The following is a 26,096-nucleotide window of genomic DNA, read 5'->3' as shown; positions in this document are numbered from 1 at the left end:
TTGTCGTCTTTAATTCTCGACCCATCTCCGTCTGGAGCTGTCAAGATGGCTATGCATTGTCGATTGCGCCAGTAATGGATCTTTCGCCTCCAGAGCAGCCAGAATAGCCTCATGCTCCTGTAAGGCGAATGTCCAGGTGTTCTTGTCTTCGAATTTGACCCGAAACTGTGCGGACATCGGGCTGTGACGCTCATCGAACAAATCTGCAACGAGGCGGGCAAGGACGCTGTTGGCGGATTGTTCGGCAATGATGATATGAAACTGCCGGTCTTGATCCAGAGGCTTGCGTCCAGCCTCTATTTCATTGCGCATCGCATCTAGCGTGGACCGCAATGTTTTCAGCGCGTCCGCATCGATGCGACTGGCGGCAAGCACGATGGTGGTGCCTTCAAGCGCTGCCCGCGCCTGCATCAATTCCGTCGGGCTTTCGCCAAGCGATTTGGTTCGCGTGCTTGACTGCACTGGTTCGGGTAGGACGTAGACACCGGAGCCCATGCGGATTTCGACGCTTCCATCGATTTCCAGTGCGATAAGCCCTTCGCGCAGAGACGGGCGCGAGACGCCAAGCCGTTGTGCCAGCTCACGCTCCGGCGGAAGCCGCGAACCCGTCTGAAATTCTCCGCTCTCGATCAATTCGCGGATCTGATCTGCAATCTGCTGATAAAGCCTGCGCGGCTCCATAATTTTGGCCTGACCATTCATATGAGTTCTGCGCGAATGGCGCACTTCCTAAGATTTGGCCTTACCGTATCCTCAACGTCAAACAGACGCAAGATAATGTTTATAGCATTGAAAATGTGATATAATTTTAGATATTTCTTTTGATTGATCAATATCAAATGACACTCATCTCCACCACATTCCAAAATTGGCTTGACCAAGATGAAAATGCGGCCTAACCATCTCTCCTATTCGCAGCGCCTTGGGTGGAGTTAGGGCGCTATCGGGAGGATCTGGATGTCGCACGGCGCATCGACTGCTCAGAACAGAATTGTGGACGCCGCCGCCGTGCGTGAGCATGGCCACGTTCTGCTACGGCTGGACAATATCAGCAAGGAGTTCCCAGGCGTTAAAGCGCTGAGTGACGTGCATTTCGATCTGCGTTCAGGCGAGGTTCATGCCGTCTGCGGTGAAAATGGCGCTGGAAAATCGACGCTGATGAAGATCGTCAGCGGTGTGTACCAGCCGACGAGCGGCACGATTTTGCACAAAGGGCAAAAAGTTCAGTATGCCTCGCCGCTGGAATCGGAGGCGGCCGGCATTGCCATCATTCATCAGGAACTGAACCTCGTTCCGCATTTGAGTATCGCCGAAAACATCTATCTGGCTCGAGAGCCGAAGAGAGCATTTCTGGTTGACCGCAAGAAGTTGCGCACTGACGCTAAACGCTGTCTCGACCGGCTCGGCGTCGATCTCAACCCTGACCAGCTGGTGCGCGGCCTATCTGTCGCCCAATGTCAGATGGTAGAGATCGCAAAGGCACTGTCGCTCGATGCCGAAGTCCTGATCATGGACGAGCCGACGTCATCATTGACGGAGCAGGAAACGCGGCTCTTGTTCAAGGTCATCCGCGATCTCAAGGCATCAGGCGTCGGCATCGTCTATATCTCGCACCGGCTGGACGAGATGGCAGAGATCGTTGACCGCGTGACCGTTTTGCGCGACGGCCGTCATATCTCGACCGATGATTTCAAGGCTGTTACGGTTGACGATATCGTCACGCGAATGGTGGGCCGGTCGCTCGAGGAAAAGTTTCCAGAGCGAACATCCAGGCCAACCGATGAGGTGATTTTCGCGGTTGAGGGGCTGACACGCACCGGCGTGTTTCACGATGTCAGTTTCGAGCTTCGGCGTGGGGAAATCTTAGGGTTCGCAGGTTTGATGGGCGCCGGTCGCACCGAGGTGGCGCGGGCTATTTTCGGAGCCGATGCCTTTGACGCGGGAACGGTTACTTTCGAGGGACGTACCCTGTCCATCAAGTCGCCACAGGATGCGATTGAAAACGGCATCGCGTATCTCTCAGAAGATCGGAAGACCGATGGTCTTGCCATCAAGATGTCGGTGGCCGCCAATACGTCATTGGCCAATATGGAGGCCGTCTCCAGCCGTTTCGGACTGATCGATTTCAAGAAACATGACGAGGTTGCCAAGCGCTACGTCGACCTTTTGAACATCCGCACACCCTCCATCAAGCAGACGGTGCGGCTTTTGTCCGGCGGCAACCAGCAGAAGATCATTATCGGTAAATGGCTGTTTCGCCAGTCTCGCGTTCTGTTCTTCGATGAGCCGACGCGCGGCATCGATGTTGGGGCGAAGTTCGCGATCTACCAAATCATGGACGAACTGGCTGCCAAGGGTATCGGCGTCATTCTCATCAGCTCCGAATTGCCGGAGGTGCTGGGATTGACGGACAGGATTGCGGTTTTCCACGAAGGCAGAATTACCGGAATTCTGGAAACGGCAAAGACCAATCAGGAAGAAATCATGCGCTATGCCTCCGGCTATAGCAGCGGAGATAGACATGTCGGTTAGTCCAGAAACACCCAAGCGTTTTTCCTTCAGCGACCGGCAGAAGGATATCATCCAGAAATTTGCCGCGCTCGGCAGTCTGGTGCTTCTGACGATCGTGTTTTCAGCCACCAGCAATGCGTTCTTCACCGTCAACAATGCCATGACGATTGCCTTGCAGGTGACGTCGATTGCCCTGCTCGGCATCGGCGCGACCTGCGTTATCATCACTGGCGGCATTGATCTTTCGGTGGGCTCGGTGCTGGCGCTGGCAGGTGTGGTCGCAGCTCTTGCGGTAAAAGAGCTGGGCATGCCGGTGCCGGTTGGCATGTTCTTCGGCATTTTGACGGGTTCTCTGTGCGGCCTTATCAATGGCCTGCTGGTCACGCGCTTCAAGCTGCCGCCGTTCATCGCAACACTCGGCATGATGCTGATCGCTCGCGGTGTCGCTCTGCAAATCACCGGTGCGCGGGCCGTGTCCGGCCTTGGCGAGTCCTTTGGCGAACTTGGCAACGGCGCTTTGTTTCGCATCGTCAACATTGGCGATGACGGGTTTCCGAATGTGGTATTTCCCGGCATTCCCTACCCGGTCATTCTGATGATCGTGATCGCGATTGCCGTTTCCTTCATGCTGAACCGCTCTGTACTGGGACGACACATCTATGCGGTAGGCTCGAATGCGGAAGCCGCGCGGCTGTCCGGCGTCAACGTGGCCCGCGTCACCAACTTTACCTATGTGTTGTCTGGCACGCTGGCGGGTTTGACCGGCTGCGTGCTGATGTCCCGCCTTGTCACGGCGCAGCCGAACGAGGGTGTTATGTATGAGCTCGATGCCATCGCCAGTGCCGTCATTGGTGGCACATCGCTGATTGGCGGTGTCGGCACGATTTCTGGCACCGCTATCGGCGCCTTCGTCATCGGTATTTTGCGCAATGGCCTCAACATGAACGGCGTTTCGGCCTTCACGCAGCAGATTATCATCGGTCTGGTTATTCTCGGCACGGTCTGGATCGACCAGCTGCGCAACCGCCGATGATCTATAGGGGTGCGGACCTTTTCCGCGGGAAACCGGCACGGCGACGAGGAGATATCGCTGCGCCGGCACAATGGAGGAAAACATGAAAAAGCTTACGACTGCTCTTTTGACATCGGTGATTGCGCTGTGGAGCGTTTCCGCTGTTCAGGCCGGTGAAATCGCCGTCATCGTCAAGACCGTGAATTCCACCTTCTGGCAGAACGTCCAGAAGGGTGCGGATGCCGCGATCAAGGACTCCAAGGGCAACACTATGACCTTCCAGGGTCCGGCCTCGGAATCGGCCATCGCCGATCAGGTCAACATGGTGGAAAATGCCGTCAACCGTAAGGTCGCAGGCATTGTTCTAGCCCCTTCCGATCCTGACGCGCTGGTTCCTGCCGTGAAAAAGGCCTGGGAAGCCCGCATCCCCGTGGTTATCGTAGATTCGCAACTCGCCAAGGGTGCCGAGCAATATTACCAGTCCTTCCTCGCAACCGACAATAAAAAGGCCGGTGAACTGGCAGCCCAGGCACTGATCGAAAAGGTTGGTAAGGAAGGCAAGATCGCCGTTATGTCCTACGTCGCCGGTGCCGGTTCCGAAATCGGCCGTGTTGGCGGTTTCACGGATTACATCAAGGCGAATTCCAAGCTCCAGATCGTCGGCCCCTATTATTCGCAGTCGCAGATGGCGACGGCGCTTAACCAGACGACCGACGTTCTGGCGGCCAACTCCGATCTCAAGGGCATCTTTGGTGCGAATGAACCCACTGCCATTGGCGTCGGTCGTGCGCTTGCGCAATCCGGCAAGGCGGGCAAGGTTGTCGCCATCGGTTTTGACGGCAATCAGGACCTTCAGGGCTTCGTCAAGGACGGCACTTTGTCCGGCATCGTGGTTCAGGGCTCCTATCAGATGGGTGAACTGGGCGTACAGACCGTGTCCAAGCTGATCGCCAAGGAAAAGGTCGAAAAGTTCGTTGATACCGGCGTCGTGGTGGTGACCAAAGACAACATCGACAAGCCGGAAGCGAAGAACGTTCTTTATTGATATCTGCTCTTCGTCATGCTCGGGCCAAATGCGAGCATGGTGGGAGAGAGTACAATTGGATTATTAGGATGATCGCGACCTGTCGCGATCATTCATACCAACACTGAGTTTTCGAAAGTGTCCGCGATGAAAGTTTCCGATAAACGCAAGCTGCCCCGTTGTGAGGTCGAGGTCACGCTGATGGGGCTCGGCTGTGCCCAGATGGGCAACCTTTATCGCGTCACGCCCTATGAGGAATCCAAGGGTGCTTTTGATACGGCCTGGCAGCACGGCATACGTTATTTCGATACCGCGCCGTTTTACGGCTATACCCGTTCCGAACGTCGACTGGGTACGATGGTCACCGAGCATGAGCGTAAAGATTATACGATCAGCACCAAGGTGGGCCGTGTCATGGTGCCGGATGAAACGGTAGGACCGGAAGAGGACGCTTATATTGCACCCCTACCCTTCCGTCCGGTCTATGATTATTCCCACGATGGCATTCTACGCTCTTTCGAGGCGAGCCAGCAAAGACTTGGCATTCTGAAGCCGAATATTCTCTACATTCACGATATTGGTCCCTTTACGCATGGCGACAAGCATCAGCATTACTGGGACCAATTGACATCCGGCGGCGGTTTCAAGGCCTTGGCCAGGCTGCGTGAAGAGGGCTCCACAGGTGCCGTCGGCCTTGGTGTCAATGAATGGGAAGTCGTTCGCAGCGCAATGGAAGTTTTCGACATCGACGTTGCGATGCTGGCTGGACGCTACACGTTGCTTGAACAGAGCAGCCTCGATTTCCTGAACACATGTGCCACACGCGGCGTTGCCATCGTTATGGCGGGTGTTTTCAATTCCGGCATTCTGGCGGGCAATCGCAAGTTCAATTATGCGGATGCGCCAGCCGATATTCTGGCCAAGGTCGATGCCCTCCATGATGTATGCGAAGAGCTTGGCGTCTCGTTGCAGGCTGCTGCGCTGCAATTTCCGCTGGCGCATGCCGCGTCCGTTACAGTGGTGTCCGGCGCGCGCAACGCACAGCAACTTTCATCCAATATAGAATGGTTCGAGCAGGATATTCCGGCTGAATTCTGGCGCGAACTGCAAAAGCGCGACCTGATTGCTGAGGGTGCGCCGGTACCGGGAGGCAATGTCTGACCATGCTGATCGACGCCCACCAGCATTTCTGGCTTTTGAAGGATCGTGCCGGCCAGTGGCCGCCGCCTTCTTTGGCTGCCATCTACCGGGATTTTCTTCCTGACGATTTGCTGCCATTGATGCAGCAGGCGGGTGTAACTGGCACAGTGCTGGTGCAGACGATGGAAACGGCTGGTGATACGGATTTCATGTTGGCGCTGGCCGACAAGCATTCCTTCATTAAAGGCGTTGTCGGCTGGCTCGATATGAAGGCACCGGACGCGTCTGAACAGATCATCAGACGCGCAGCCCACCCTACCTTTAAGGGTGTGCGACCGATGTTGCAGGACATCGCCGATGTCAGCTGGATAGTGGATCCTGCGCTTGATCCAGCTGTCACAGCCTTGATCGATCACCGCCTTGTATTCGATGCGCTGGTTCTCCCTCGGCATTTGCCGCATCTGCTTGCCTTCGCGACCCGCCATACCGGGCTTCCAATCGTCATTGATCACGGTGCAAAGCCGTTGATCGCAATCGGTCATTACAACAATTGGCGCAAGGATATGGCGGCTTTGGCTGCCCTTCCCCACGTCTATTGCAAGCTTTCAGGTCTGCTAACCGAACGCGGTGATCAAAAGCCTGAGGCAGTGCGGCCCTATGCTGAAACCATTATCGATCTGTTCGGTGCTGAACGGGTGATGTTTGGCAGCGACTGGCCCGTCTTGCGGCTGGCTGGCGATTATCAGGCATGGCTGGATTTCAGCCGCAGCATCGTACCCGCTGCCCACCATGATGCAGTATTTGGCGGCAATGCCGTGCGTTTTTACTCTCTTTCTGACAGGTGACATATGCTGGCGATTTTTTGCGATAAGCCCGGGCTTTTATCAGCCAAGGAATTGCCGACGCCGCACCGCGGCGAGGGCGATGTTCTGGTGCGTATCCGCCGCATAGGCGTCTGCGGCACGGATTTACATATCTTCACCGGCAATCAACCCTACCTCTCCTATCCCCGCATTATGGGACATGAGTTATCCGGCACGGTGGAAGATGCACCTGAAGGAAGCGATTTGGCTGTAGGGGATATCGTCACCATCATCCCTTACATTTCCTGCGGACATTGCAGCGCTTGCCTGAAAGGCAAAAGCAATTGCTGCCGCAACATCGGGGTGTTGGGCGTACACCGCGATGGTGGCATGGTGGAATATCTGAGCGTGCCAGAACAGTTCGTTCTGAAGGCTGAAGGTCTCACTCTTGATCAAGCAGCGATGACGGAATTTCTGGCCATCGGCGCACATGCGGTGCGTCGAGGCGCGGTCGAGACCGGTCAGCAGGTGTTGATCGTCGGTGCCGGACCGATCGGCATGGCAGTTGCCGTATTTGCTGTTCTCAATGGTGCCGCTGTGACGATGATCGATAGCCGCGAAGACCGGTTGAATTTTTGTAAGGATCAACTAGGTGTCACCCACATCGTCGCACTTGGCGATGGCGATAAGGACCGCCTATCCGAGATTACGGGCGGGGATTTCTTCGACGCCGTTTTTGATGCGACAGGCAATGCTAAAGCCATGGAACGGGGCTTTTCCTTCGTTGGCCATGGCGGCTCCTACGTGCTGGTATCGATTGTCGCTAGCGACATCAGCTTCAATGATCCTGAGTTCCACAAGCGCGAAACAACGTTGCTGGGCAGCCGCAACGCGACGCTTGAGGATTTTGAAGTGGTCCTAGCGGCGCAGCGTTCCGGCAAAGTCCCGGAAGCGCTGATCACACACCGTATGACACTGGCCGATGTTCCCGCCCGCTTTGCAGACCTGACCAACCCTAAGGCTGGTGTGATCAAAGGCATGGTGGAAGTCGCCTGAGACCTGCAAAAATAAAGAAATTCTGTGACCCCCGACTGCGAGTGAGGCCATGACCAAGATTACCGATTTGCGCGTTTTCGATTTGCGTTTTCCAACTTCGCAAAGCCTTGATGGCTCAGATGCGATGAACCCCGATCCGGATTACTCCGCCGCGTATGTTATTCTCGATACCGATGACACCACCTTGAAAGGACACGGTCTGACCTTCACCATCGGTCGCGGCAACGAGATTTGCTGCATGGCCATCGAAGCGATGCGGCATCTGGTTATCGGTACCGATCTTTCCGCCGTCCTGGAAAATCCCGGCAAATACTGGCGTCATCTGACGGGTGATAGCCAGCTGCGCTGGATCGGACCGGACAAGGGTGCCATGCATCTGGCCACGGGTGCCGTCGTCAACGCTGTATGGGATCTGCTGGCCAAGCAGGTCGGCAAACCGGTCTGGCAACTGGTGGCCGATATGAGCCCCGAACAGATCGCCGATATCGTCGATTACCGTTACCTGACCGATGTCTTGACGCGCGACGATGCGCTAGCAATCCTGAAGAAAGCCGAAACCGGTAAGGCAGAGCGGGCGCAGATCCTTAAACAAGAGGGGTATGCCTGCTATACGACCTCTGCGGGATGGCTGGGTTACGGCGATGATAAATTACGACGCCTATGTCAGGAAGCCATTGATGCAGGCTTCAACCATGTGAAAATGAAAGTCGGGCGCGATCTGGAAGACGACATCCGTCGCCTGACCATCGCCCGCGAAGTGATCGGCCCCGATCGCTACCTCATGATTGACGCCAATCAGGTATGGGAGGTCGATCAGGCCATTGAGTGGGTTAACAAGCTTGCTTTCGCCAAGCCCTTCTTCATCGAAGAGCCGACCAGCCCTGACGACATCGCAGGTCACCGCAAAATTCGTCAGGCGATTGGTTCTGTGAAGGTCGCAACCGGCGAAATGTGCCAGAACCGTATCATGTTCAAGCAGTTCATCGCCGAAGGCGCGATCGACGTGGTCCAGATCGATTCCTGCCGCATGGGCGGACTCAATGAAGTGTTGGCCGTTTTGTTGATTGCAGCGAAATACGATTTGCCTGTCTGGCCACATGCAGGCGGGGTCGGGCTTTGCGAATATGTGCAGCACCTGTCGATGATCGATTATCTTGTCGTCTCAGGCACCAAGGATGGCCGCGTCATCGAGTATGTCGACCATCTGCATGAGCACTTCATTGAGCCCTGCGATATTCAGAATGCTGCTTACATGCCGCCGAAAATGGCAGGTTTTTCGATTGAGATGAGGCCTGAAACGATTGAGGCTTATTTGTTCAAGGGGTAAATGGGCTCGCTGCCCGTTCCACCGTCATCCTCGCCCTTGTGGCGAGGATCTAACCACGTTTAATGTTGGGGTTCGTTAGATCCTCGGGTCAAGCCCGAGGATGACGTCGAATTGGGATAATCGCGTTGCTCTAGAACGCAGCCAGCGCTGCTTCGAGCCTCACCCACTCGGCCTCTTCTCCTGGAAGACCAAAGCGAATATCCTTAGGTCTCTCATCGAAGATGCGCGTCAGAATGCCGTGTTGCATCAGGTGGGCAAACAGGTGCGGTACCCGCTCATCGCGAACGAGCGTAAAGAGCGACGTACTCCCAGCGATCGTTAAACCGGTTTCTATCATCATCTCGTTTAGCCGTGCCGAATCATCCCTTAGCCGGAGTCTCATTGCATCTTGCCAGGTGTGGTCCCCGAGCGCTTCTGTTGCGATATGCAGAGCCGGGCCTGAAACGGCCCAAGGGCCAAGCCTTGACTCGAGCTCTGCTGCGACATCGGGATGGGCGACTGCGAAGCCGAGACGGACGCCTGCCATGCCGTAGAACTTGCCGAAGGAACGTAGGACGATGAGGCCATCTGATGTTGTTGCATTGGCAAGACTTTGCGCATGACCGGTCTCGATGAACGCCTCATCCACCACAAGCAGCCCGCCCTTTTTGCGCATGGCTGCTGCCAGTCCCTGCAACTCGGTGCGATCAGACACCCGCCCATCGGGGTTGTTTGGGTTGATGACGACGGCGTAGTCAAAGGCCAAGAGATCCCTGATTTCAGAGACTTCGGTTACAGCCAGGCCTGCAATGCGGGCAGTGCGGGCGTGTTCGGCGTAGGTCGGTGAAAGAACGCCGCATCTTTTCGCGCCGCTTTGGACAGCCATATGTGCCAAGAGCGGCATCAGCATCTGCGTTCCGGGGGCTGCGGCAATGTGAGTGCCAGAGGGCGCGCTGAACGCCGTTGCCGCGATGTTTTTCAGGGTTTCGACGGCACCCGGTTCCGGCAGGCGGGCAAAGGCGCTGGCAGGAATGGGCGAATGGGCGTAGGAGTGCGGGTTGATCCCGGTGGAAAGATCGATCCACGGTTCGGGCGCCTGCGGAAAAAGCTGGCGCGCGTGGCCCAGATTGCCTCCATGGCGGATCGCCGGTTGTGCTTTTTCTGGTACCTTTTCGCCCATGTTCTTCGCTCTCGCTTTCCTATCACTGCTCATCGAGCGCCTTCTCGGCTATCCCGACTGGCTGTTCAAACGCATCGGCCACCCCGTAACCTGGATCGGTTCGCTTATCGCGCTCCTAGATAGAAAATGGAACCGGGGGAGTGATTCATTTTTACGTCGCAAAGGCACGGGTGTTGCCGCTCTTGTTATCCTTCTAGGGTCGACGGTGCTGAGTGCATCGGTGTTGCAGTCAGCACTTCTATGGCTTCCGTTCGGCATATTGGCCGTGGCAGTGCTTGGCGCATCCCTGCCAGCACAGAAAAGCTTGGAGCAGCATGTCGAGGCCGTGGCGATGGCTTTGGAACGTGAGGGTATCGAAGGCGGTCGTAAAGCCGTTTCGATGATCGTGGGGCGTGATCCCGATAATCTGGATGAGGCTGCGGTCTGCCGCGCAGCGATTGAAAGTCTGGCGGAAAACTTTTCCGATGGTGTCGTCGCTCCCGCGGTTTGGTTAGGGCTTCTGGGGCTTGCCGGCGGTGCGGGTTACAAGGCGATCAACACAGCAGACAGCATGATTGGCCATCGCTCTGCCCGTCATGAAGCATTTGGCTGGGCGTCGGCGCGACTGGACGACCTGGTCAACCTGCCCGCTTCCCGGCTGACTGGCCTGTTGTTTGTCCTCGCTGCTTTTTTCGTGAATGGCGCTTCGCCTCGGGCTGGTTTCCGCTCTATTTTCCAAGACGCGCACCATCACCGTTCGCCCAATGCCGGTTGGCCGGAGGCGGCACTGGCAGGGGCACTTGGTTTCGCGCTGGCCGGTCCTCGGTCTTACGGCGGGCAAATGATCGAGGCGCGGTTCATGGGCGAAGGTGGGCGGCGCGATTTGACATCTGTCGATATTCGCCAGGCTTTGACACTCGCACGTATCGCGGATGCTATGTTGATCGCGTTTTTCGGTGCGTTAGCCTTGGCTATCGCGCTATAGCCAGTAGTGCATCGAGATCGAGATGGCGTTCCATGTGGTCCGCCAACCGGTCCAGAACGTCATCCACCTGCGCTTCGTAATTGAGTGCCGAGCTTTCGCCGCCCAGTCGCTCCAGCCATGCGCTGCGTTGATTGTCGTCTGCGAAGAGGCCGTGAATATAGGTGCCAAAGACGCGGCCATCAGCAGAGATCGCGCCCTCGGCGTGGTCGCCCATCGTAGAGAAGGGACGCATGTTGTCATTCCCTGTCGTTACACCGACATGCATTTCATAGCCGGAGAAAGAAACGTGATCGAAGCTTTGGCCGATGACAGAAACGAGCCTTTTGTCTCCCGTCAGCACAGTGTCGATATCCAGTAAGCCCAACCCCTCTATCGTGTTAGGCGTACCCTCGATACCATCAGGATCTGCCACCGTGTTTCCGAGCATCTGGTAGCCACCGCATAGGCCAAGCACAAAGCCGCCACGGCGCGCATGCGCCTTGATATCTACATCAAGCCCTGAACTTTTCAGGGCGCTCAGATCGGCGATCGTGGATTTGGAGCCGCAAATCAGCACCAGTGCACAATTTGCGGGAATGACATCGCCTTGGCGCACCCTGATAAGCTCGACATCCGGCTCAGCCTCAAGGGGATCAAGGTCGTCGAAGTTCGAGATGTGCGGCAGGATCGGCACTGCGATGCGGATCTTCGCGCCGGGTTTGTGCTGCCCAGGTGCTGTCAGGCCCAACGCGTCCTCTGCTGGCAGGCGATTGGCATCGGCAAAATGCGGCAGGAGGCCGATCGGGTTCCAGCCGGTTTTATCTGAGATAATGCGCATTCCTTCATCGAACAGGTTTGGATCACCCCTGAAACGATTAACGATGAAACCATGAATCATGGCGGCATCGTCTGCATCCAGAACCGCCTTTGTACCAACAAGGCTGGCGATGACGCCGCCTCGGTCGATATCGCCAATCAGGATGACGGGGGCATTGGCTGCGCGGGCGAAGCCCATATTGGCAATGTCGTTGGCGCGGAGATTGACTTCCGAAGCGCTGCCCGCACCCTCGATCAGGATGATGTCAGCTTTCGCCTTGAGATGTTCAAAGCTTTCCAGAACGCGCGGCATCAACCCTGCCTTCATATGCTGGTAATCTACGGCTTTGGCTTTGCCGATTACTTTGCCCTGCACCACCACCTGCGCACCGGTCTCGCTTTGGGGTTTGAGCAGCACGGGGTTCATATGCACGGAAAGCGGAACGCCAGCAGCCCGTGCCTGCAAGGCCTGTGCCCGGCCAATTTCGCCACCATCTGCTGTGACGGCGGCATTGTTGGACATGTTTTGCGGCTTGAAGGGCATGACGGACAGTCCGCGACGGACGAAGGCGCGGGCCAGCCCTGCCACCATCAGCGACTTGCCGACATCCGAGCCGGTGCCTTGAAACATCAAAACGCGCGCTGTCATGAATTAGAACTCAATGCCGGATTGCGCTTTCACACCAGCTTTGAAGTGATGTTTCACAAGCGTCATTTCCGTAACCATATCGGCGGCATCCATCAACGGCTGCTTGGCATTTCGGCCGGTGACGATAACGTGCAAACCGGGGCGACGAGTTTGCAGGGTCTCTACCACCTCTTCCAGCGGTAGATAATCATAGCGCAATGCGATGTTGAGCTCATCCAGAACCACGAGACCGATGGTGTCATCGGCCATCATCACCTTGGCTTCCTCCCAGGCTTTGGTCGCGGCGGCGACGTCGCGCTTGAGATCCTGAGTGTCCCACGTGAAACCTTCGCCCATGGTGCGCCACTCCACACGGTCACCGAACAGGGCGAGTGCCTGTTGTTCGCCGGTGGACCATGCGCCTTTGATGAACTGGACAATGCCGACACGTCTGCCGGTGCCCAGCATGCGCAAGGCAAGGCCGAAGGCTGCGGTAGACTTGCCTTTGCCAGGGCCGGTGTTGATCATCAGCAGACCTTTTTCGACGGTCTTTTCGGAGACTTCAGCATCTTGAACCGCCTTGCGGTTGACCATCTTGGCGCGGTGACGTTCGGCTTCGCTGTCGCTGATGTCGCGGGTCATGGCGGTTGGTCCTTCCGGGTCTCATGCTTTTCCAAAGCGGCGACTATAACCAAAACGCATGCGTGAGCAATGATACGCGGCATTGACACAAAAGCACCGCAGGGCATAAGGGTTAATGACTGACGGTCTTTTTCCGGCAACGGGAAAAGCTAAGAGGGAACACGGTGCACTTCGCTTATGCGGACAAATCCGTGGCTGCCCCCGCAACTGTAAGCGGTGAGCCCGCGCCGGAAGCCACTGGACATCTTCAAGTCCGGGAAGGCGGCGCGAGGTGTTGAAGCCGCAAGCCAGGAGACCTGCCGTTTCAGGAAAAACGTCTGCCGGGCGGGGTGCTCCGGTCAGTCGGTTGTTCGCCAATGGCTTTGCGGTTGTCCGCATGCCGTTTTCGATATCCGCACCCCAAGACCATGTGAAGGCGCGGAAAGTACACTCTTGGATATTACATCAACATCGCTCAGCCTGAATGAGAAGACGCACCATGACACCGCGCCTGGAGTCGTGGTTTATGTGTGCCGCAGTTGCCGGTCCGAAGCTGATCCGAATGCGGACCCTCGCCCCGGTGCGACCCTTGCGCAGGCCGCCATTGCGCTGGGTGACGCAGAGGGTGTCAATGTGCGCAGCGTCAATTGCCTTGCCAATTGCAAGCGCGGCTTGAGTGCCGCCATTCGCAGCGCCGATGGATGGTCCTATATGTTTGGATCGCTGAGCGAAGACGATGCGGCCGACCTTATGGTTGGCGCACGTCTGTTGGCCTCTGCGCCCGACGGGCTGATGCCGTGGCGCGGACGGCCCGACAGTTTGAAGCGTGGCCTCGTTGCCCGCATTCCCCCTTTGAATTTTACCGAGGAGACATCATGACCACGCTCAACCGCGTTCCCTGCACCATCATCACCGGCTTTCTGGGCGCTGGCAAAACCACGCTGCTGCGTGGCCTTCTGGAAAAGCTTGAGGGTAAGCGGCTGGCCATCATCGTCAACGAGTTCGGCGATGTCGGTATCGATGGTGACATTCTCAAGGGGTGTGGCATCGAAAACTGCCCGGAAGAAAACATCGTGGAATTGGCCAATGGCTGCATCTGCTGCACAGTGGCAGATGATTTCCAGCCCGCCATCGAGCAGATTCTGAGCCGACAGCCACGCGTTGAGCATATTCTGATAGAGACCTCCGGTCTTGCTCTACCAAAACCCCTAGTACAGGCTTTCCAGTGGCCAGCGATCAAAAGCCGTGTAACGGTGGATGCCGTTGTGGCCGTGGCCGATGGCGTAGCACTTGCACAAGGCATGGTATCGCATGATCTCGAAGCACTCGCTGCTCAGCGCCAGAACGACGAGGCGCTGGACCATGACGATCCGGTCGAAGAGGTTTTCGAAGACCAGATTGCCTGCGCTGATCTCATCGTTCTGACCAAGGGCGATCTACTGGATGCGGCGGGTCTCGAACGCGCCAAGGCACATATTAACGCTCATCTTCCAAAGGCTGCTAAAATTATCGTGGCTTCCAATGGCGCGATCGATCCTGCCGTGCTCATTGGCCTTGGCCTTGCAGTGGAAGAGCATATCGAAAACCGCCACACCCACCATGATGAAGAAGCAGATCACGACCACGACGAATTCGACAGCTTCGTTGTAGAACTGGACGCGGTAAAGGATGCAAACGCGCTAGCGATGCGGATTTCCGAAACCGCAGCATCGGAAAATGTGTTGCGCATCAAGGGGTTTGTCGAGGTGTCAGCCAAGCCGATGCGTTTGCAGGTGCAGGCGGTCGGTTCGCGCGTCAACCATTACTTCGATCGCCCGTGGGCTGCCGGTGAGGTGCGCCGCAGCCGTCTGGTCGTGATCGGAGAAAAGGGTCTCGACCGCGCGAAAATCGAGCGGATGCTGGCAGCCTGATCCATGCACATCCTCGCCACCACATCTTCGTCTCTGGACGACCTGATAGAGCCGGTTGATCTCAACCAGGGTCAGGCGGATGTGGTGGTGCTGTCTTTTTCGGCCAGCGATCTGGGTGGGCTGGAGCGCGGATGGCAGCGTAGTAACGATGTCTCGGTATCCTTTGTGTGTGCCAACCTTTCCGAACTTCGCCACCCCATGTCGGTCGATCTGTGGATTGAAAAGACGGCGGAACATGCCAGACTTATCCTTATCCGGATTCTCGGCGGTGCCGATCGCTGGCGATACGGCGTGGACGAGTTGTCGAGAATGGCGCGGCGGCGTGGCTTAAAGCTCTTGCTTTTGCCCGGCGAATGCAGCGATCGCGATGAGAAACTCGAAGCTGCGTCCACGGTCGATCTACCAACGCAGTCCAAAATCCTTTCCTTCTTCCGCGAAGGCGGGCCGGAAAATATGGACCGGATTGCGAGAGGGCTTGCTGCGTTGGCGCGAGGGGAAGTCTGGCCCGATCTTGCAGCAGAACCGTTGCCCAAATGCGGATTCTACCGGCCCGGTGAAGGCGTGGTTGACCTTTCGGCGGCGCTGGATTGTTACGAGGCCGGTACGCCGCTTGTGCCCATCCTGTTTTATCGTTCCATGCTGATGGCGGAAGACGTTGCGCCGATCGATGCGCTATATGAGGCACTGCGTGAACGCGGCTTTTCGCCGCTTCCGATCTTTGTCGGCGGTCTGAAAGACAGCGACGCTATCCGGTTTCTGGAAGAAAAGCTCGTTCCCTTGGAACCGGCAGCCATGATAGCAGCGACAGCTTTCGCCAGCCATTCGGACGAAGATGGCAAGAGCCTGTTCGACCGGCTGGGCGTCGCAACCTTTCAGGTCATCATGGCCACCACCCGCCGCGATGGTTGGGCGGAAAACATGCGCGGGCTCAACCCGTCCGATCTCGCCATGCATGTGGTGCTGCCGGAATTGGATGGGCGTATTCTGGCGGGCGCTATTTCCTTTAAACAGCCTTACCCAGACGGCGGGCGCGGCCTAGTCCATATCCCGGAGCGTGATCGCGTCGAGCAGGTTGCCGATCGTCTCTCTGCCTTTTTGCGGCTAAAGAATGCGGCACCTGCTGAGCGGCGTGTCGTCATTCTCATGCCGGATTATCCAGGCGCTGCACCGGGGCGAACGGGATATGCGGTTGGTCTCGATGTACCGCAAAGTGTGTTGGAGGTCCTGCGCGACTTACGCGACGCCGGTTATGCGGTGGACGATATTCCAGAGACGGCGCGGGCGTTGCTTGACCGGGTTGAAAATGAGACGACTACTTTTACGCTGGCCGACTACTCAGCGTTCCGCGACGCCCTGCCCAAAGCTGCCAATCTGGCCTTGGACGAAACATGGGGTGAAGCGGATGCAGATACTGCTGTAACAGCCGGAACATTCCATTTTCGTGCCGCTCGTTTCGGCTCAGTAACAGTTGCTCTTGCGCCAGATCGTGGCCGCACCGAAGACCGGCGGGTGGATTATCACGATCCGGCCCTGCCGCCTCGGCATGCACTGGTCGCTTTCGGTGCGTGGATGCAGAAAAGCCCGAGCGCACATGCAATTATTCATGTCGGTGCACACGGTACGCTGGAATGGCTGCCGGGCAAGACGGTTGCGTTATCGCGGACCTGTTTTCCCGAGATCGTTACCGGATCGCTGCCGGTGATCTATCCCTTTATCGTGTCCAATCCCGGCGAAGCAGCCGTTGCCAAACGGCGGATCGCTGCCGTTACCATCGGCCATATTCCGCCTATTTTAATCGATGCTGGACTTTCGCCTGAACAGATGGCGCTGGAACAGCTTGTCGATGAATATGCGCAGGCCGATGGATTGGACAGCCGCCGCCGCGACAGATTGGCCAAGCTTATCGTCGAGAAGGCGCTTGAAACTGGTCTGGCCGAAGATGCTGGCGTCGGCAAGCAGGACGATTCCGATACCGCGCTTTCACGCATTGATGCTTTTCTCTGCGATCTCAAGGATTTCGCGATCAAAGACGGACAGCATGTGTTTGGCCGCTGTGCGGATGGTGAGCCAGATCAGTCGAGAGCGCAAAGTGCGTCGGCTGAAAAGGCTGCGCTGATTGCTGCACTCAACGGGCAGCATATTATTCCTGGCCCTTCCGGTGCACCAGCGCGCGGGCGGCTGGATGTGCTGCCGACGGGGCGTAATCTTTACGCCGCAGATCCGCGCACCATGCCAACAGCCACTGCTTTCGAGCTGGGGCGCATGGCGGGCGAAGAGGTCCTGCGGCATTATTTGCAGAGCCATGGCGATTGGCCAAAGCATATCGTCTTCGACCTCTGGGGTTCGGCATCTTTGCGCAACGGTGGAGAAGATGTGGGGCAAGCCCTGCATTTAATGGGCGCGCGACCGATCTACGATCCGGCAACCGGCCGGGTGACTGGCATCGAAATCCTGCCACCCGCAGCGCTTGGACGGCCACGCGTAGATGTGACGTTCCGCATTTCCGGTCTGTTCCGGGATATGTTTCCGGCGCTCATCGCACTGCTCGACGCTGCCGCCAAAGCAATTGCAAGGCGTGAAGAATCGCCAGGCGACAACCCTTTGGGCGAAGAGGCTGCTAGTCTCGGTCATATCCCTGCCCGTATTTTCGGTTCTGCGCCAGGCACCTATGGCGCGGGCATTGAAGAAAAGCTGGCAAATGGACGCTGGGACGAGCGCGAGGAGTTAGGCCAGACCTATCTGGATGCGGCCAGCCACGCCTTTGGCGGGGCGGATGGGCTTGACGTGTTTGCCGATGAGGGCTTCGCGGACCAGGTGGAAAAGGCCGATCTGTTGGTTCACACCGGGGACGATCCGGGCCGCGACCTCCTGGATGGTTCGTCCGACGTTGCCTTCATCGGCGGTTATACGGCGGCCAAGGCGGCGCTCGGCCAATCGGCCGATGTGGTGGCGCTGGACACGACCGATCCGGCCCGTCCCCGTGCTCGTTCCATCGCGCAGGCGATTACCCGCGTGGTGCGCGCCCGCGCCATCAATCCGCGCTTCATTGCCGGGCAAATGCGCCATGGGCCACGTGGGGCTGCGGAGTTTGCAGAAACGGCGGACAGGCTGATCGGTTTTGCCGAGACCACCCACGCCGTATCGTCATCTTTGATAGAAGCATTGTATGATGCTTACTTCGGCAATGAAGATGTTCGCGATTTCATTTTGCGAGAAAACCCGCAGGCGGCAGAGATAATGGCACAGCGTTTTCTTTCCGCTCGCCGTCGCGGCCTTTGGCACAGCCGCCGTAATGCTGTCGATGCAGAGCTGGAAATGCTGATAGCTCCCAAATTGGCGAGGGCGAAGGTATGAATGCTGCCACGCGCGCCGATGTCCAGCCTTTCGCACGTCGCGGCGTTTGCCCGGCTCTGTCGGCGCCGATGCAGACCGGTGATGGGCTCTTATCCCGCATTGCTCTCACGGCTCATGTTTCGCCTGATGATTTGGGAGCGCTGTGCACCCTTGCTGTCCGGCATGGCAATGGTCTGGTCGACATCACCGCCCGGGGCAGCCTGCAATTTCGCGGGCTGACGACCGAGAGTGCCGTGTCATTAGAGATGGACGTTCTCGCTCTGGGCTTGCCGTTACGGCATGGCTTGGCGGTGGAAACGTCGCCACTGGCGGGGATCGATGAAACGGCAATTGCTGATACCGGTGAAATCGTAAGCCGGATATGCGAGCGCGCAGATCAGCTCCACCTCCATGAACGGCTAGCAGCAAAAATGTCTGTCGTCGTTGATGGCGGTGGTAACGTGATCATGGATGATCTGCTGGCGGATATCCGGTTGAAAGCTGTCCGTCTCAATAATGACGTGTTTTGGCAGCTGATGCTGGGCGGTTCAGAAGCCAATGCATTGCGGGTTGGTTCGCTGCACACAGAAAATGCAGCCGATGCCGTCACCCATCTCCTGTCTCATCTCGCTGAACGAGGATCGGAGGCCAGAGGGCGCGACCTCGACATTGCGCAAATCCAGGCGATTTGTGCGGATTGGCTTATTCAGCAGACTGGGGATGCACAAGCCACAGCCCTGTGTCAGCCTTTCGGACTGCTGCGTCTCTCAGAAAACCTTTTCGCCACCGTCCTCGCGCCTGCGTATGGTCAACTTCCGGCCAAGGCACTGTCGTCTCTCTGCGCCTTCGCCTCCACGCTCGGGATGAAGTTCGTAAAACCAGGCCCCGCCCACGCCCTGTTTTTTCTTGGTGACGAGGTGGCTTGTCAGGCGCTTCTTGACCACGCGCCTGAAGCCGGTTTTGTGACCCGTGCCGATGACCCGCGTTCTGCGATCGCAGTATGCGCGGGCAAATCTGCCTGCGCTTCGGGTTTTCTTGTCACAAAGGAATTGGCGGACCACGCAGCAGTGGACTGTGCACCGCTTCTGGACAGCTCTCTCACGCTGCATCTCTCCGGGTGTGGCAAGGGATGCGCCCATCCGAACGCTGCGCCGCTTGCCTTTTCAGGCCGCGCCGAGGGGCTTGCTTTCACCTATTCCGGTCGAGCTGGCGATCCTCCCGATGTGGTTTTGCCCTTCTCACAACAAGAGGCCGCGCTTTCTCGGCTTGCCCGATTATATGAAAAAGAACATAAGCCCGGAGAAAATGCCCACACCCTTCTTGCCCGTCTTGGCAAGGACCGGATTGTCGCGGCGCTCCGACAGGAAGATCGATGACTGAATACGACTATATCCGCGATGGTAACGCAATTTATGAGCGCTCTTTCGCGATGGTTCGCGATGAGGCGGATTTATCTGCGTTTACGCCTGATCAGGCTGAGATTGCCATCCGCATGATCCACGCCTGCGGGCTTGTGGATGCCGCGCAGCACTTTCGGTTTTCGCCAGATTTCGTGGTTGCCGCACGCGGCGCCCTGGAAGCCGGGAAGCCTGTTTTGTGTGATGCGGAAATGGTGGCGCATGGCGTGACCCGCGCGCGCCTGCCCGCTGGCAATGATGTGATCTGCACGTTGCGTGATCCGCGCACGCCCGGACTTGCAAAGACCATTGGCAACACGCGTTCGGCGGCAGCGCTTGACCTGTGGGCCGAAAAACTGGACGGCGCGTTGGTGGCTATCGGCAATGCGCCGACGGCCCTTTTTTTTCTGCTGGAAATGCTGGAGCGAGGCGCGCCCCGTCCCGCCGCCATCATTGGCATGCCGGTTGGTTTCGTCGGGGCGATGGAATCCAAAGATGCCTTGGAAGAAAGCCCACTTGGCATTCCCTATGCCATCGTCAAGGGTCGTCTTGGGGGTTCGGCGATGACGGCAGCGGCGGTGAATGCAGTTGCAAGGCCGGGTCTATGAGCGTGGCGATGTTTGAGCCAGAGCCTTCAAAGGCATCGAAAGGCAAGATGATCGGTGTTGGCACAGGTCCTGGTGACCCTGAGCTTTTGACGCTGAAAGCCGTGCGTACCATCGAGAATGCCGATGTCGTTGCCTTCTTCTGCAAGAAGGGTAGCACGGGCAATGGTCGCGGCATCGTTGAAAACTTCATCCGCCCCGGCACACTGGAAATGCCGCTGGTCTATCCAGTAACAGTCGAAAGCGACAAAAACGGCGATGATTACCGCGGTGCTATCGCCAATTTCTTTGACCAGTGCGCCAGTGACATTGCGGTGCATCTGGATGCCGGGCGCAATGTCGCGGTGCTGTCGGAAGGGGATCCACTGTTTTACGGTTCCTATATGCACCTGCATTTGCGTTTGGCACCATCTTATCCAGCAGAGGTCGTGGCGGGCATCACCGCCATGTCCGGCTGCTGGTCCATGACAGGTCTGCCGCTGGTGCAGGGCGACGATATCTTAAGCGTTCTGCCGGGTACACTTGCTGAGGAAACGCTGACCGAACGTCTCTCTGGCACGGATGGTGCCGTCATCATGAAGGTCGGTCGTAACCTCCCGAAAATCCGCCGGGCTCTGGAAAGAGCCGGCAAGCTGCAAAGCGCTTTGTATGTGGAGCGCGGCACGATGGAAAATGGCCATGCCATGAGTCTGGTGGAGCATGACGGTTCGCCTGCGCCTTACTTCTCGCTGGTGCTGGTGCCGGGTTGGAAAGACAGGCCTTCGGGTGGAGACGCCGCATGAGCGGTCGTCTCACCGTTGTGGGGCTTGGCCCAGGCAATCTGGCACAAATCACGCCGGAAGCGCTGGATGCTGTGCGTGAAGCGGAAGATTTTTTCGGCTACATTCCCTATCTCGACCGTCTCTCGCTACAGCCGCATCAACGCCGCCACGCATCTGATAATCGCGAGGAACTCTCCCGTGCGGAGGCAGCACTGACGCTGGTTGCTGCGGGCGGCAAGGTCTGCGTCGTGTCAGGCGGCGATCCTGGCGTGTTCGCCATGGCTGCTGCCGTCTGTGAGGCTATTGAGAACGGTCCTCCGGCATGGCGGGAGATCGATTTTCGCGTCGTGCCCGGCGTCACGGCCATGCTGGCAGTGGCTGCAAAAGCCGGTGCGCCGCTGGGGCATGATTTCTGCGCCATTTCGCTCTCGGATAATCTTAAGCCGTGGTCGCTGATCGAAAAGCGGTTGGCTTTAGCGGCTGAGGCCGGTTTCGTGATGGCGTTCTACAACCCCATCAGCAAAGCGCGTCCGCATCAACTTGCGACAGCCTTCGATGTCCTGCGCGCGCATCTACCGGGTTCCGTACCGGTCATTTTTGGTCGCGCTGCAGGGCGGGCGGATGAGCGTATGCGGGTCGTGCCACTCTCTGAAGCCTCAAGCGATATGGCCGATATGGCGACCTGCATCATTGTTGGTTCGGTGGAAACACGGTTGATCGAACGTGAGGGGCAGCAACCAATGGTTTATTCACCACGTTCGTCCAAAAGGGAAAGCTGATGGCGAATAGTTGCCAGCGCCGTATCGATACTAGGCACGGTCGCGGCGCGGGTAAGGTCCGGGCGCTCGATCATAAGCACCTTGATACCAAGCTGCCGCGCTGCCTCGATTTTCGCATAGGCCGCTGTGCCGCCGGAGTTTTTGGAGACGATAACCGCGATCCGGTTTTCGCTCATGAGGTTGATTTCGTCCGCCAAGGTAAAGGGCCCGCGCGCAGTGATATAACGGGCATTAGGCACTGCCAACTTCGGCTCGACCGGATCGACGCTGCGGATAAGATAATGGTGTTGCGGCGCGGCCTCGAAGGGCAGCAATTCCTGGCGACCGAGAGCGAGGAAAGCGTTGGTGCTGTTTGCACCGAGCGCTTTCATAGCGCTTTCGACATCTGCCACGTTTTGCCAGTCATCGCCGAGTTGTTTCTTCCAAGCAGGGCGCTCCAGCGACACAAGCGGAACATTGGTCAGTTCCGCTGCTTGAACGGCGTTCGCAGATATCCGCGCCGCGTATGGGTGGGTCGCATCCACCAGAAGATCGAACTGGTTTTCAGTTATAAAGGCGGCCAGTCCGCTGGACCCACCAAAGCCACCGGTTCGCATCGGTACGGGTTGCTGTACCGGATCACGGGTTCGGCCAGCCATGGACAAAAGCAACCGGTAGCCGGAGCCTTCCGCCAGTTTTCCGGCCAGAATACGGGCATCCGCCGTGCCACCGAGAATGAGTATGGAGCGTGTCATGGCCTCTGAATATGCCGTAATCGGTGGTGTATCCACTGAAAAGGCGATTCCGCCATGGCTTTCCATTGTCGGCATTGGCGAAAATGGTCTTGCCGGGCTGGGCGAGGATGCGCGCTACGCCATCGAAAATGCGGAATTCGTGTTTGGCGGCAAGCGGCATCTAATGTTGGCGACGGATGCGATCAAGGGTGAAGCACGGCCATGGCCGGTGCCATTTGACGTCGAAATGGCGGATGTGGTGGCGCTGCGTGGCCGAAAAGTCTGTGTGGTCGCCTCCGGTGATCCCTTCTTTTACGGTGTTGGCGTCACCCTGCTTCGGCATGTAGCGACGGAAGAAACTATCTCCCACCCTGCACCATCGGCGTTTTCGCTGGCTGCCTCCAGACTTGGCTGGGCCTTGCAAGATGTCGAATGCGTGTCTTTGCATGGACGCTCCATCGATCTCATTCGCCCCCATCTGCATTCCGCTGCAAAACTTATCGTTTTGACATCGGATGAAAAAGCCCCTGCCCTTTTGGCTGCCCTTTTGGCGGAAACAGGGTTCGGGCGTTCGGATATTATTCTGCTGGAAGCTTTGGGCGGTCCTCGGGAGAAGGTGCGTCGTTGTAATGCATCCGCATTTTCTCTTGATGATATCGATCCGCTGAATGTCGTGGCAATCCATGTCGTTGCAGATGAAAAGGCCCGTATCCTCCCCTACACGCAAGGTCTGGATGACGCGTTGTTCGAGCATGATGGCCAGATGACCAAGCGTGAAATTCGGGCGGTAACCCTATCCTCCCTCGCGCCGCGTCACGGCGAATTGTTGTGGGATATCGGTGCCGGCTCCGGCTCCATCGGCATCGAGTGGATGCTGGCGCATCCTTCCTTGCGGGCCATTGATATCGAACAGCACTCTGAGCGGGCTGAACGTGCCAAGCGCAATGCGGTAGCGTTTGGTGTGCCGGGGCTGGAGGTCGTGATTGGTGCAGCGCCGAAGGCGTTCGATGGTCTGCCTGCGCCCGACGCCATCTTTATCGGTGGCGGCGGCAGCGAAGATGGTGTGCTGGACGGTGCTATTGCAGCGCTGAAGCCCGGCGGGCGGTTGGTCGCCAATGCGGTGACGCTGGAGATGGAAGCCGTACTGCTGGCGGCGCAGGCGCGGTTGGGCGGTTCGTTGATACGCCTTGAGGTTGCCCGCTCATCCCCGGTTGGCTCCATGCAAGGCTGGCGTCCCGCTATGCCGGTCACCCAATGGGCATGGATCAAGCCGTGATTGTGGCGGGGATTGGGTGTCGCAGGGGTGTTGATGCTGATACTGTTATCGCTGCATTGGACGAGGTTTCGCAGGCGCTTGGTGTGAAGATTGATGTCATTGCAACAGCACCTATCAAAGCCGATGAGCCCGGATTGCTGGAAGCAGCCACGCAACTTGGCATGGCCTTTATTGTGGTGGCTCAAGCGGATTTCGAAGCTGCAAGCACCCGCACGATCACACAATCGGCGACCAGCCTGAAACATTCCGGGTCCCCGAGCCTCAGCGAAGCAGCGGCGCTTGCGGCTTTGGGGCCACGATCAAGGCTTATCGCCCCGCGTATGGTGATTGGCGACATGACGGTGGCGCTTGCCACTTTAGGAGATGACGAATGACGGTTCATTTTATCGGTGCCGGTCCCGGTGCGGCAGACCTTATCACTGTACGTGGACGTGATCTGATCGCAGCCTGCCCGGTCTGCCTCTATGCGGGATCGCTGGTGCCGAAGGCGCTGCTGGATTATTGCCCATCCGGTGCTCGTATCGTTGATACGGCAGCGCTATCGCTAGACGATATCGAAGCGGAATATGTGGCCGCTGCGCGTGAGGGCAAGGATGTGGCGCGGCTGCATTCTGGTGATCTCTCCGTCTGGAGCGCCATGGGCGAGCAAATCCGCCGTCTGGAGCGTCTGGGGCTGGATTACACTGTTACACCCGGCGTCCCCTCCTTTGCCGCCGCCGCTGCCACGTTGCGGCGGGAATTGACGGTGCCGGAGGTGGCGCAGAGCCTTGTGCTCACCCGCGTGTCCGGTCGTGCGTCCAAAATGCCGGAAACGGAGACGTTGAAGGCCTTCGGTGCGACGGGAGCGACGCTCGCCATTCACCTTGCCATCCATGCCATTGCCAAGGTGGTGGAGGATTTGACGCCGCTTTATGGGGCGGAGTGCCCGGTCGCTATCGTGGTGCGGGCCTCTTGGCCGGAGGAGCGGGTTATTTGCGGGACGCTCGCTGATATTGAGACCAAGCTTGCGGAAGAACCGGTGGAACGCACGGCGCTGATTTTCGTCGGCAAGGGGCTAGCGTCAGAAGATTTTCGTGAGAGCGCGCTTTACAGCACGGATTATGTGCGCCGATTCCGCTCGCCGGAAGGGAAAGCGGATACGTGACGGGATGGCGCAAAGCCGAAGCGCCCCTTCATAGCCCCATCCCTATCGAACACCAGAATTTCGAGCGCCGTTTCCGGCACATTGAGAGCGTCGGCCGCCGTTTGCCAGGCTTTCTCTGCAACGACATTGCCAAGATCTATACCCGCGCCGCCTGCCATGGTGAAGGCGTGTGCCACCGTGTTGGCGTGGCGGATGGCATCCGCCAGCATCTCGTCTCCGCCCGCCTCTGTGGCGAGTTTCGCCAGCGCATCCAGGTCCGCCAAGCCACGTTTGGAATGAACATCGAGCATGCCTTGCGCCAGCTTGGTCATCTTGGCGACGCCGCCAGCGATGGTGAGTTTCTCGACGGGATGCGTTCGCAGATATTTCAACATGCCGCCGATAAAATCGCCCATATCGATCAGGGCTGTTTCCGGCAGGCTATGAAATGCCTGTCCAGCTTTTTCCGAGGCGTTGCCTGTGGCGCCGAGGATATGGGTTAGCCCCTCGGCGCGTGCTACATCAATGCCGCGCCAGATGGAGTGAATCCAGGCCGAGCAGGAAAAGGGAATGACGATGCCGGTGGTCCCGAGAATGGAAATACCGCCGACGATGCCGAGCCTGCCGTTCAGCGTCTTTTCCGCAATCCTTTCGCCATTCTCGACAGAAATCTCCACTTCGAAATCGGTATTGTCTCCGGCGACGTCGTGGATGGCTTTCTCGATCATCTTGCGGGGCACGGGGTTGATGGCGGGTTCGCCAATGGCCAAGGGAAGTCCAGGGCGGGTGACGGTGCCAACACCCCTGCCCGCTTTGAAGGTGATGCCTGTCCCCGGCTGTCCACGCCGCAGCGTGCTTTCGATCAAGGCACCGTGGGTCACATCAGGGTCATCACCCGCATCTTTGATGACACCAGCGCGCGCAAATCCATGGCCATGTTGGGAGGTCGCCAGAGAAAAGCTCACGCGCTTGCCGCTTGGAAGTTCGATCTCGACAGGGTATGGAAAATCACCGGTCAGCAACGCGGCGCAGGCGGCTTTCGCCGCAGCCGTCGCGCAAGCGCCGGTCGTCCAGCCGCGACGCAGGTTTTTTCCATCCGTTTCCATTCTGTTTCTATAGCGGTTACGGCTATGGCCGTCATCGGTAAACAACAGGCAGT

General features: G+C 57.8%; 24 protein-coding genes and 1 riboswitch. Of the genes, 18 read left to right on the top strand and 6 right to left on the bottom strand.

Annotated elements, in window-relative coordinates; translation table 11 throughout:
- Nucleotides 1–9: 9 nt before the first annotated feature.
- On the bottom strand, nucleotides 10–702 hold the full coding sequence (locus ATO67_RS07160) for a FadR/GntR family transcriptional regulator (protein ID WP_067646062.1): 693 nt from the start codon (nucleotides 700–702) through the stop codon (nucleotides 10–12).
- A 255-nt stretch (nucleotides 703–957) separates the two neighbouring features.
- Here ATO67_RS07160 and ATO67_RS07155 point away from each other — a divergent pair, with 255 nt between their 5' ends.
- From ATO67_RS07155 to ATO67_RS07125, 7 genes are all read left to right on the top strand, one after another.
- The gene (locus ATO67_RS07155; RefSeq protein ID WP_067646060.1) at nucleotides 958–2,532 is read left to right on the top strand and encodes a sugar ABC transporter ATP-binding protein; all 1,575 of its coding nucleotides are present in this window, start codon (nucleotides 958–960) and stop codon (nucleotides 2,530–2,532) included.
- Nucleotides 2,522–3,544, top strand: coding sequence for an ABC transporter permease (locus ATO67_RS07150; protein WP_067646058.1), 1,023 nt, complete (start codon nucleotides 2,522–2,524; stop codon nucleotides 3,542–3,544). Before ATO67_RS07155 ends, ATO67_RS07150 begins: the two co-directional genes overlap by 11 nt.
- Before the next feature lie 82 nt (nucleotides 3,545–3,626).
- A complete protein-coding gene (locus ATO67_RS07145) occupies nucleotides 3,627–4,568 on the top strand; it encodes an ABC transporter substrate-binding protein (RefSeq protein ID WP_067646289.1) in 942 nt (313 codons plus the stop codon).
- Nucleotides 4,569–4,694: 126 nt separating this feature from the next.
- Complete coding sequence (locus ATO67_RS07140; RefSeq protein WP_067646056.1) at nucleotides 4,695–5,708, top strand: aldo/keto reductase; 1,014 nt, start codon at nucleotides 4,695–4,697, stop codon at nucleotides 5,706–5,708.
- Between the two features lie 2 nt (nucleotides 5,709–5,710).
- Nucleotides 5,711–6,532: an amidohydrolase family protein gene (locus ATO67_RS07135; protein ID WP_067646054.1), complete on the top strand. Its 822-nt coding sequence runs from the start codon at nucleotides 5,711–5,713 to the stop codon at nucleotides 6,530–6,532.
- Between the two features lie 3 nt (nucleotides 6,533–6,535).
- Nucleotides 6,536–7,546 carry a zinc-binding alcohol dehydrogenase family protein gene (locus ATO67_RS07130; RefSeq protein ID WP_067646052.1) on the top strand — a complete coding sequence of 337 codons (1,011 nt, stop codon included), beginning with the start codon at nucleotides 6,536–6,538 and terminating at the stop codon, nucleotides 7,544–7,546.
- Between the two features lie 49 nt (nucleotides 7,547–7,595).
- A complete protein-coding gene (locus ATO67_RS07125; protein ID WP_067646050.1) occupies nucleotides 7,596–8,873 on the top strand; it encodes an L-fuconate dehydratase in 1,278 nt (425 codons plus the stop codon).
- A gap of 130 nt (nucleotides 8,874–9,003) precedes the next feature.
- Here ATO67_RS07125 and cobD read toward each other — a convergent pair whose 3' ends face one another.
- On the bottom strand, nucleotides 9,004–10,032 hold the full coding sequence (gene cobD / locus ATO67_RS07120) for a threonine-phosphate decarboxylase CobD (RefSeq protein ID WP_067646048.1): 1,029 nt from the start codon (nucleotides 10,030–10,032) through the stop codon (nucleotides 9,004–9,006).
- Here cobD and cbiB point away from each other — a divergent pair.
- Nucleotides 10,031–10,996 carry an adenosylcobinamide-phosphate synthase CbiB gene (gene cbiB, locus ATO67_RS07115; RefSeq protein ID WP_067646046.1) on the top strand — a complete coding sequence of 322 codons (966 nt, stop codon included), beginning with the start codon at nucleotides 10,031–10,033 and terminating at the stop codon, nucleotides 10,994–10,996. The genes cobD and cbiB overlap by 2 nt on opposite strands.
- Here cbiB and ATO67_RS07110 read toward each other — a convergent pair.
- Both ATO67_RS07110 and cobO read right to left on the bottom strand, forming a co-directional pair.
- Nucleotides 10,983–12,440: a cobyric acid synthase gene (locus tag ATO67_RS07110; RefSeq protein WP_067646044.1), complete on the bottom strand. Its 1,458-nt coding sequence runs from the start codon at nucleotides 12,438–12,440 to the stop codon at nucleotides 10,983–10,985. The genes cbiB and ATO67_RS07110 overlap by 14 nt on opposite strands.
- 3 nt (nucleotides 12,441–12,443) lie before the next feature.
- A complete protein-coding gene (gene cobO, locus ATO67_RS07105; RefSeq protein ID WP_067646042.1) occupies nucleotides 12,444–13,061 on the bottom strand; it encodes a cob(I)yrinic acid a,c-diamide adenosyltransferase in 618 nt (205 codons plus the stop codon).
- 106 nt (nucleotides 13,062–13,167) lie between these two features.
- Nucleotides 13,168–13,379: riboswitch (cobalamin riboswitch) on the top strand.
- Nucleotides 13,380–13,493: 114 nt separating this feature from the next.
- Between cobO and ATO67_RS07100 the strand changes: the two genes are divergently transcribed.
- From ATO67_RS07100 to ATO67_RS07070, 7 genes are read left to right on the top strand one after another with little or no spacing between them, the layout of a single operon-like run.
- Complete coding sequence (locus ATO67_RS07100) at nucleotides 13,494–13,919, top strand: DUF1636 family protein (RefSeq protein WP_067646041.1); 426 nt, start codon at nucleotides 13,494–13,496, stop codon at nucleotides 13,917–13,919.
- Nucleotides 13,913–14,950 (top strand): cobalamin biosynthesis protein CobW, encoded by a 1,038-nt coding sequence (gene cobW / locus ATO67_RS07095; protein ID WP_067646286.1) that lies wholly within the window; start codon nucleotides 13,913–13,915, stop codon nucleotides 14,948–14,950. The genes ATO67_RS07100 and cobW overlap by 7 nt, the downstream gene beginning before the upstream one ends.
- Before the next feature lie 3 nt (nucleotides 14,951–14,953).
- The gene (gene cobN, locus ATO67_RS07090) at nucleotides 14,954–18,304 is read left to right on the top strand and encodes a cobaltochelatase subunit CobN (RefSeq protein ID WP_067646039.1); all 3,351 of its coding nucleotides are present in this window, start codon (nucleotides 14,954–14,956) and stop codon (nucleotides 18,302–18,304) included.
- Nucleotides 18,301–19,659 (top strand): precorrin-3B synthase, encoded by a 1,359-nt coding sequence (cobG, locus tag ATO67_RS07085; RefSeq protein WP_067646037.1) that lies wholly within the window; start codon nucleotides 18,301–18,303, stop codon nucleotides 19,657–19,659. Before cobN ends, cobG begins: the two co-directional genes overlap by 4 nt.
- Complete coding sequence (locus ATO67_RS07080) at nucleotides 19,656–20,288, top strand: precorrin-8X methylmutase (protein WP_067646035.1); 633 nt, start codon at nucleotides 19,656–19,658, stop codon at nucleotides 20,286–20,288. Before cobG ends, ATO67_RS07080 begins: the two co-directional genes overlap by 4 nt.
- Nucleotides 20,285–21,067, top strand: a complete 783-nt coding sequence (locus ATO67_RS07075; protein ID WP_067646033.1) for a precorrin-2 C(20)-methyltransferase — start codon at nucleotides 20,285–20,287, stop codon at nucleotides 21,065–21,067. The genes ATO67_RS07080 and ATO67_RS07075 overlap by 4 nt, the downstream gene beginning before the upstream one ends.
- On the top strand, nucleotides 21,064–21,825 hold the full coding sequence (locus ATO67_RS07070; protein WP_067646031.1) for a precorrin-3B C(17)-methyltransferase: 762 nt from the start codon (nucleotides 21,064–21,066) through the stop codon (nucleotides 21,823–21,825). Before ATO67_RS07075 ends, ATO67_RS07070 begins: the two co-directional genes overlap by 4 nt.
- Here ATO67_RS07070 and ATO67_RS07065 read toward each other — a convergent pair.
- Entirely contained in the window at nucleotides 21,792–22,559 is a 768-nt protein-coding gene (locus ATO67_RS07065) for a cobalt-precorrin-6A reductase (RefSeq protein WP_067646029.1), read from the bottom strand. The two genes, ATO67_RS07070 and ATO67_RS07065, sit on opposite strands and share 34 nt — an antisense overlap.
- Here ATO67_RS07065 and ATO67_RS07060 point away from each other — a divergent pair.
- Genes ATO67_RS07060 through cobM form a run of 3 tightly spaced genes read left to right on the top strand, consistent with a single transcriptional unit; the run spans nucleotide 22,558 to nucleotide 24,958 of the window.
- Nucleotides 22,558–23,814 carry a bifunctional cobalt-precorrin-7 (C(5))-methyltransferase/cobalt-precorrin-6B (C(15))-methyltransferase gene (locus tag ATO67_RS07060; RefSeq protein ID WP_067646027.1) on the top strand — a complete coding sequence of 419 codons (1,257 nt, stop codon included), beginning with the start codon at nucleotides 22,558–22,560 and terminating at the stop codon, nucleotides 23,812–23,814. The two genes, ATO67_RS07065 and ATO67_RS07060, sit on opposite strands and share 2 nt — an antisense overlap.
- The gene (locus tag ATO67_RS07055; RefSeq protein ID WP_067646025.1) at nucleotides 23,793–24,188 is read left to right on the top strand and encodes a cobalamin biosynthesis protein; all 396 of its coding nucleotides are present in this window, start codon (nucleotides 23,793–23,795) and stop codon (nucleotides 24,186–24,188) included. Before ATO67_RS07060 ends, ATO67_RS07055 begins: the two co-directional genes overlap by 22 nt.
- Nucleotides 24,185–24,958, top strand: a complete 774-nt coding sequence (gene cobM / locus ATO67_RS07050; protein ID WP_067646024.1) for a precorrin-4 C(11)-methyltransferase — start codon at nucleotides 24,185–24,187, stop codon at nucleotides 24,956–24,958. The genes ATO67_RS07055 and cobM overlap by 4 nt, the downstream gene beginning before the upstream one ends.
- Here cobM and ATO67_RS07045 read toward each other — a convergent pair.
- A complete protein-coding gene (locus ATO67_RS07045; RefSeq protein WP_067646022.1) occupies nucleotides 24,913–26,043 on the bottom strand; it encodes a cobalt-precorrin-5B (C(1))-methyltransferase in 1,131 nt (376 codons plus the stop codon). The two genes, cobM and ATO67_RS07045, sit on opposite strands and share 46 nt — an antisense overlap.
- Between the last annotated feature and the right edge of the window lie 53 nt (nucleotides 26,044–26,096).

Source organism: Agrobacterium bohemicum (genome assembly GCF_001562555.1).
Lineage (GTDB): Bacteria > Pseudomonadota > Alphaproteobacteria > Rhizobiales > Rhizobiaceae > Agrobacterium > Agrobacterium bohemicum.
The sequence above is the reverse complement of the archived record's forward strand: the minus strand, read 5'-3'. Positions and strand labels throughout refer to the sequence as shown.

Bases quoted from the DNA above. Each gene is read 5' to 3' on its own strand.
- ATO67_RS07160 (WP_067646062.1), bottom strand. From the start codon at position 702: ATGAATGGTCAGGCCAAAATTATGGAGCCGCGCAGGCTTTATCAGCAG.
- ATO67_RS07155 (WP_067646060.1), top strand. From the start codon at position 958: ATGTCGCACGGCGCATCGACTGCTCAGAACAGAATTGTGGACGCCGCC.
- ATO67_RS07150 (WP_067646058.1), top strand. From the start codon at position 2,522: ATGTCGGTTAGTCCAGAAACACCCAAGCGTTTTTCCTTCAGCGACCGG.
- ATO67_RS07145 (WP_067646289.1), top strand. From the start codon at position 3,627: ATGAAAAAGCTTACGACTGCTCTTTTGACATCGGTGATTGCGCTGTGG.
- ATO67_RS07140 (WP_067646056.1), top strand. From the start codon at position 4,695: ATGAAAGTTTCCGATAAACGCAAGCTGCCCCGTTGTGAGGTCGAGGTC.
- ATO67_RS07135 (WP_067646054.1), top strand. From the start codon at position 5,711: ATGCTGATCGACGCCCACCAGCATTTCTGGCTTTTGAAGGATCGTGCC.
- ATO67_RS07130 (WP_067646052.1), top strand. From the start codon at position 6,536: ATGCTGGCGATTTTTTGCGATAAGCCCGGGCTTTTATCAGCCAAGGAA.
- ATO67_RS07125 (WP_067646050.1), top strand. From the start codon at position 7,596: ATGACCAAGATTACCGATTTGCGCGTTTTCGATTTGCGTTTTCCAACT.
- cbiB (WP_067646046.1), top strand. From the start codon at position 10,031: ATGTTCTTCGCTCTCGCTTTCCTATCACTGCTCATCGAGCGCCTTCTC.
- cobD (WP_067646048.1), bottom strand. From the start codon at position 10,032: ATGGGCGAAAAGGTACCAGAAAAAGCACAACCGGCGATCCGCCATGGA.
- ATO67_RS07110 (WP_067646044.1), bottom strand. From the start codon at position 12,440: ATGACAGCGCGCGTTTTGATGTTTCAAGGCACCGGCTCGGATGTCGGC.
- cobO (WP_067646042.1), bottom strand. From the start codon at position 13,061: ATGACCCGCGACATCAGCGACAGCGAAGCCGAACGTCACCGCGCCAAG.
- cobN (WP_067646039.1), top strand. From the start codon at position 14,954: ATGCACATCCTCGCCACCACATCTTCGTCTCTGGACGACCTGATAGAG.
- cobG (WP_067646037.1), top strand. From the start codon at position 18,301: ATGAATGCTGCCACGCGCGCCGATGTCCAGCCTTTCGCACGTCGCGGC.
- ATO67_RS07080 (WP_067646035.1), top strand. From the start codon at position 19,656: ATGACTGAATACGACTATATCCGCGATGGTAACGCAATTTATGAGCGC.
- ATO67_RS07075 (WP_067646033.1), top strand. From the start codon at position 20,285: ATGAGCGTGGCGATGTTTGAGCCAGAGCCTTCAAAGGCATCGAAAGGC.
- ATO67_RS07070 (WP_067646031.1), top strand. From the start codon at position 21,064: ATGAGCGGTCGTCTCACCGTTGTGGGGCTTGGCCCAGGCAATCTGGCA.
- ATO67_RS07060 (WP_067646027.1), top strand. From the start codon at position 22,558: ATGGCCTCTGAATATGCCGTAATCGGTGGTGTATCCACTGAAAAGGCG.
- ATO67_RS07065 (WP_067646029.1), bottom strand. From the start codon at position 22,559: ATGACACGCTCCATACTCATTCTCGGTGGCACGGCGGATGCCCGTATT.
- ATO67_RS07055 (WP_067646025.1), top strand. From the start codon at position 23,793: ATGGGCATGGATCAAGCCGTGATTGTGGCGGGGATTGGGTGTCGCAGG.
- cobM (WP_067646024.1), top strand. From the start codon at position 24,185: ATGACGGTTCATTTTATCGGTGCCGGTCCCGGTGCGGCAGACCTTATC.
- ATO67_RS07045 (WP_067646022.1), bottom strand. From the start codon at position 26,043: ATGGAAACGGATGGAAAAAACCTGCGTCGCGGCTGGACGACCGGCGCT.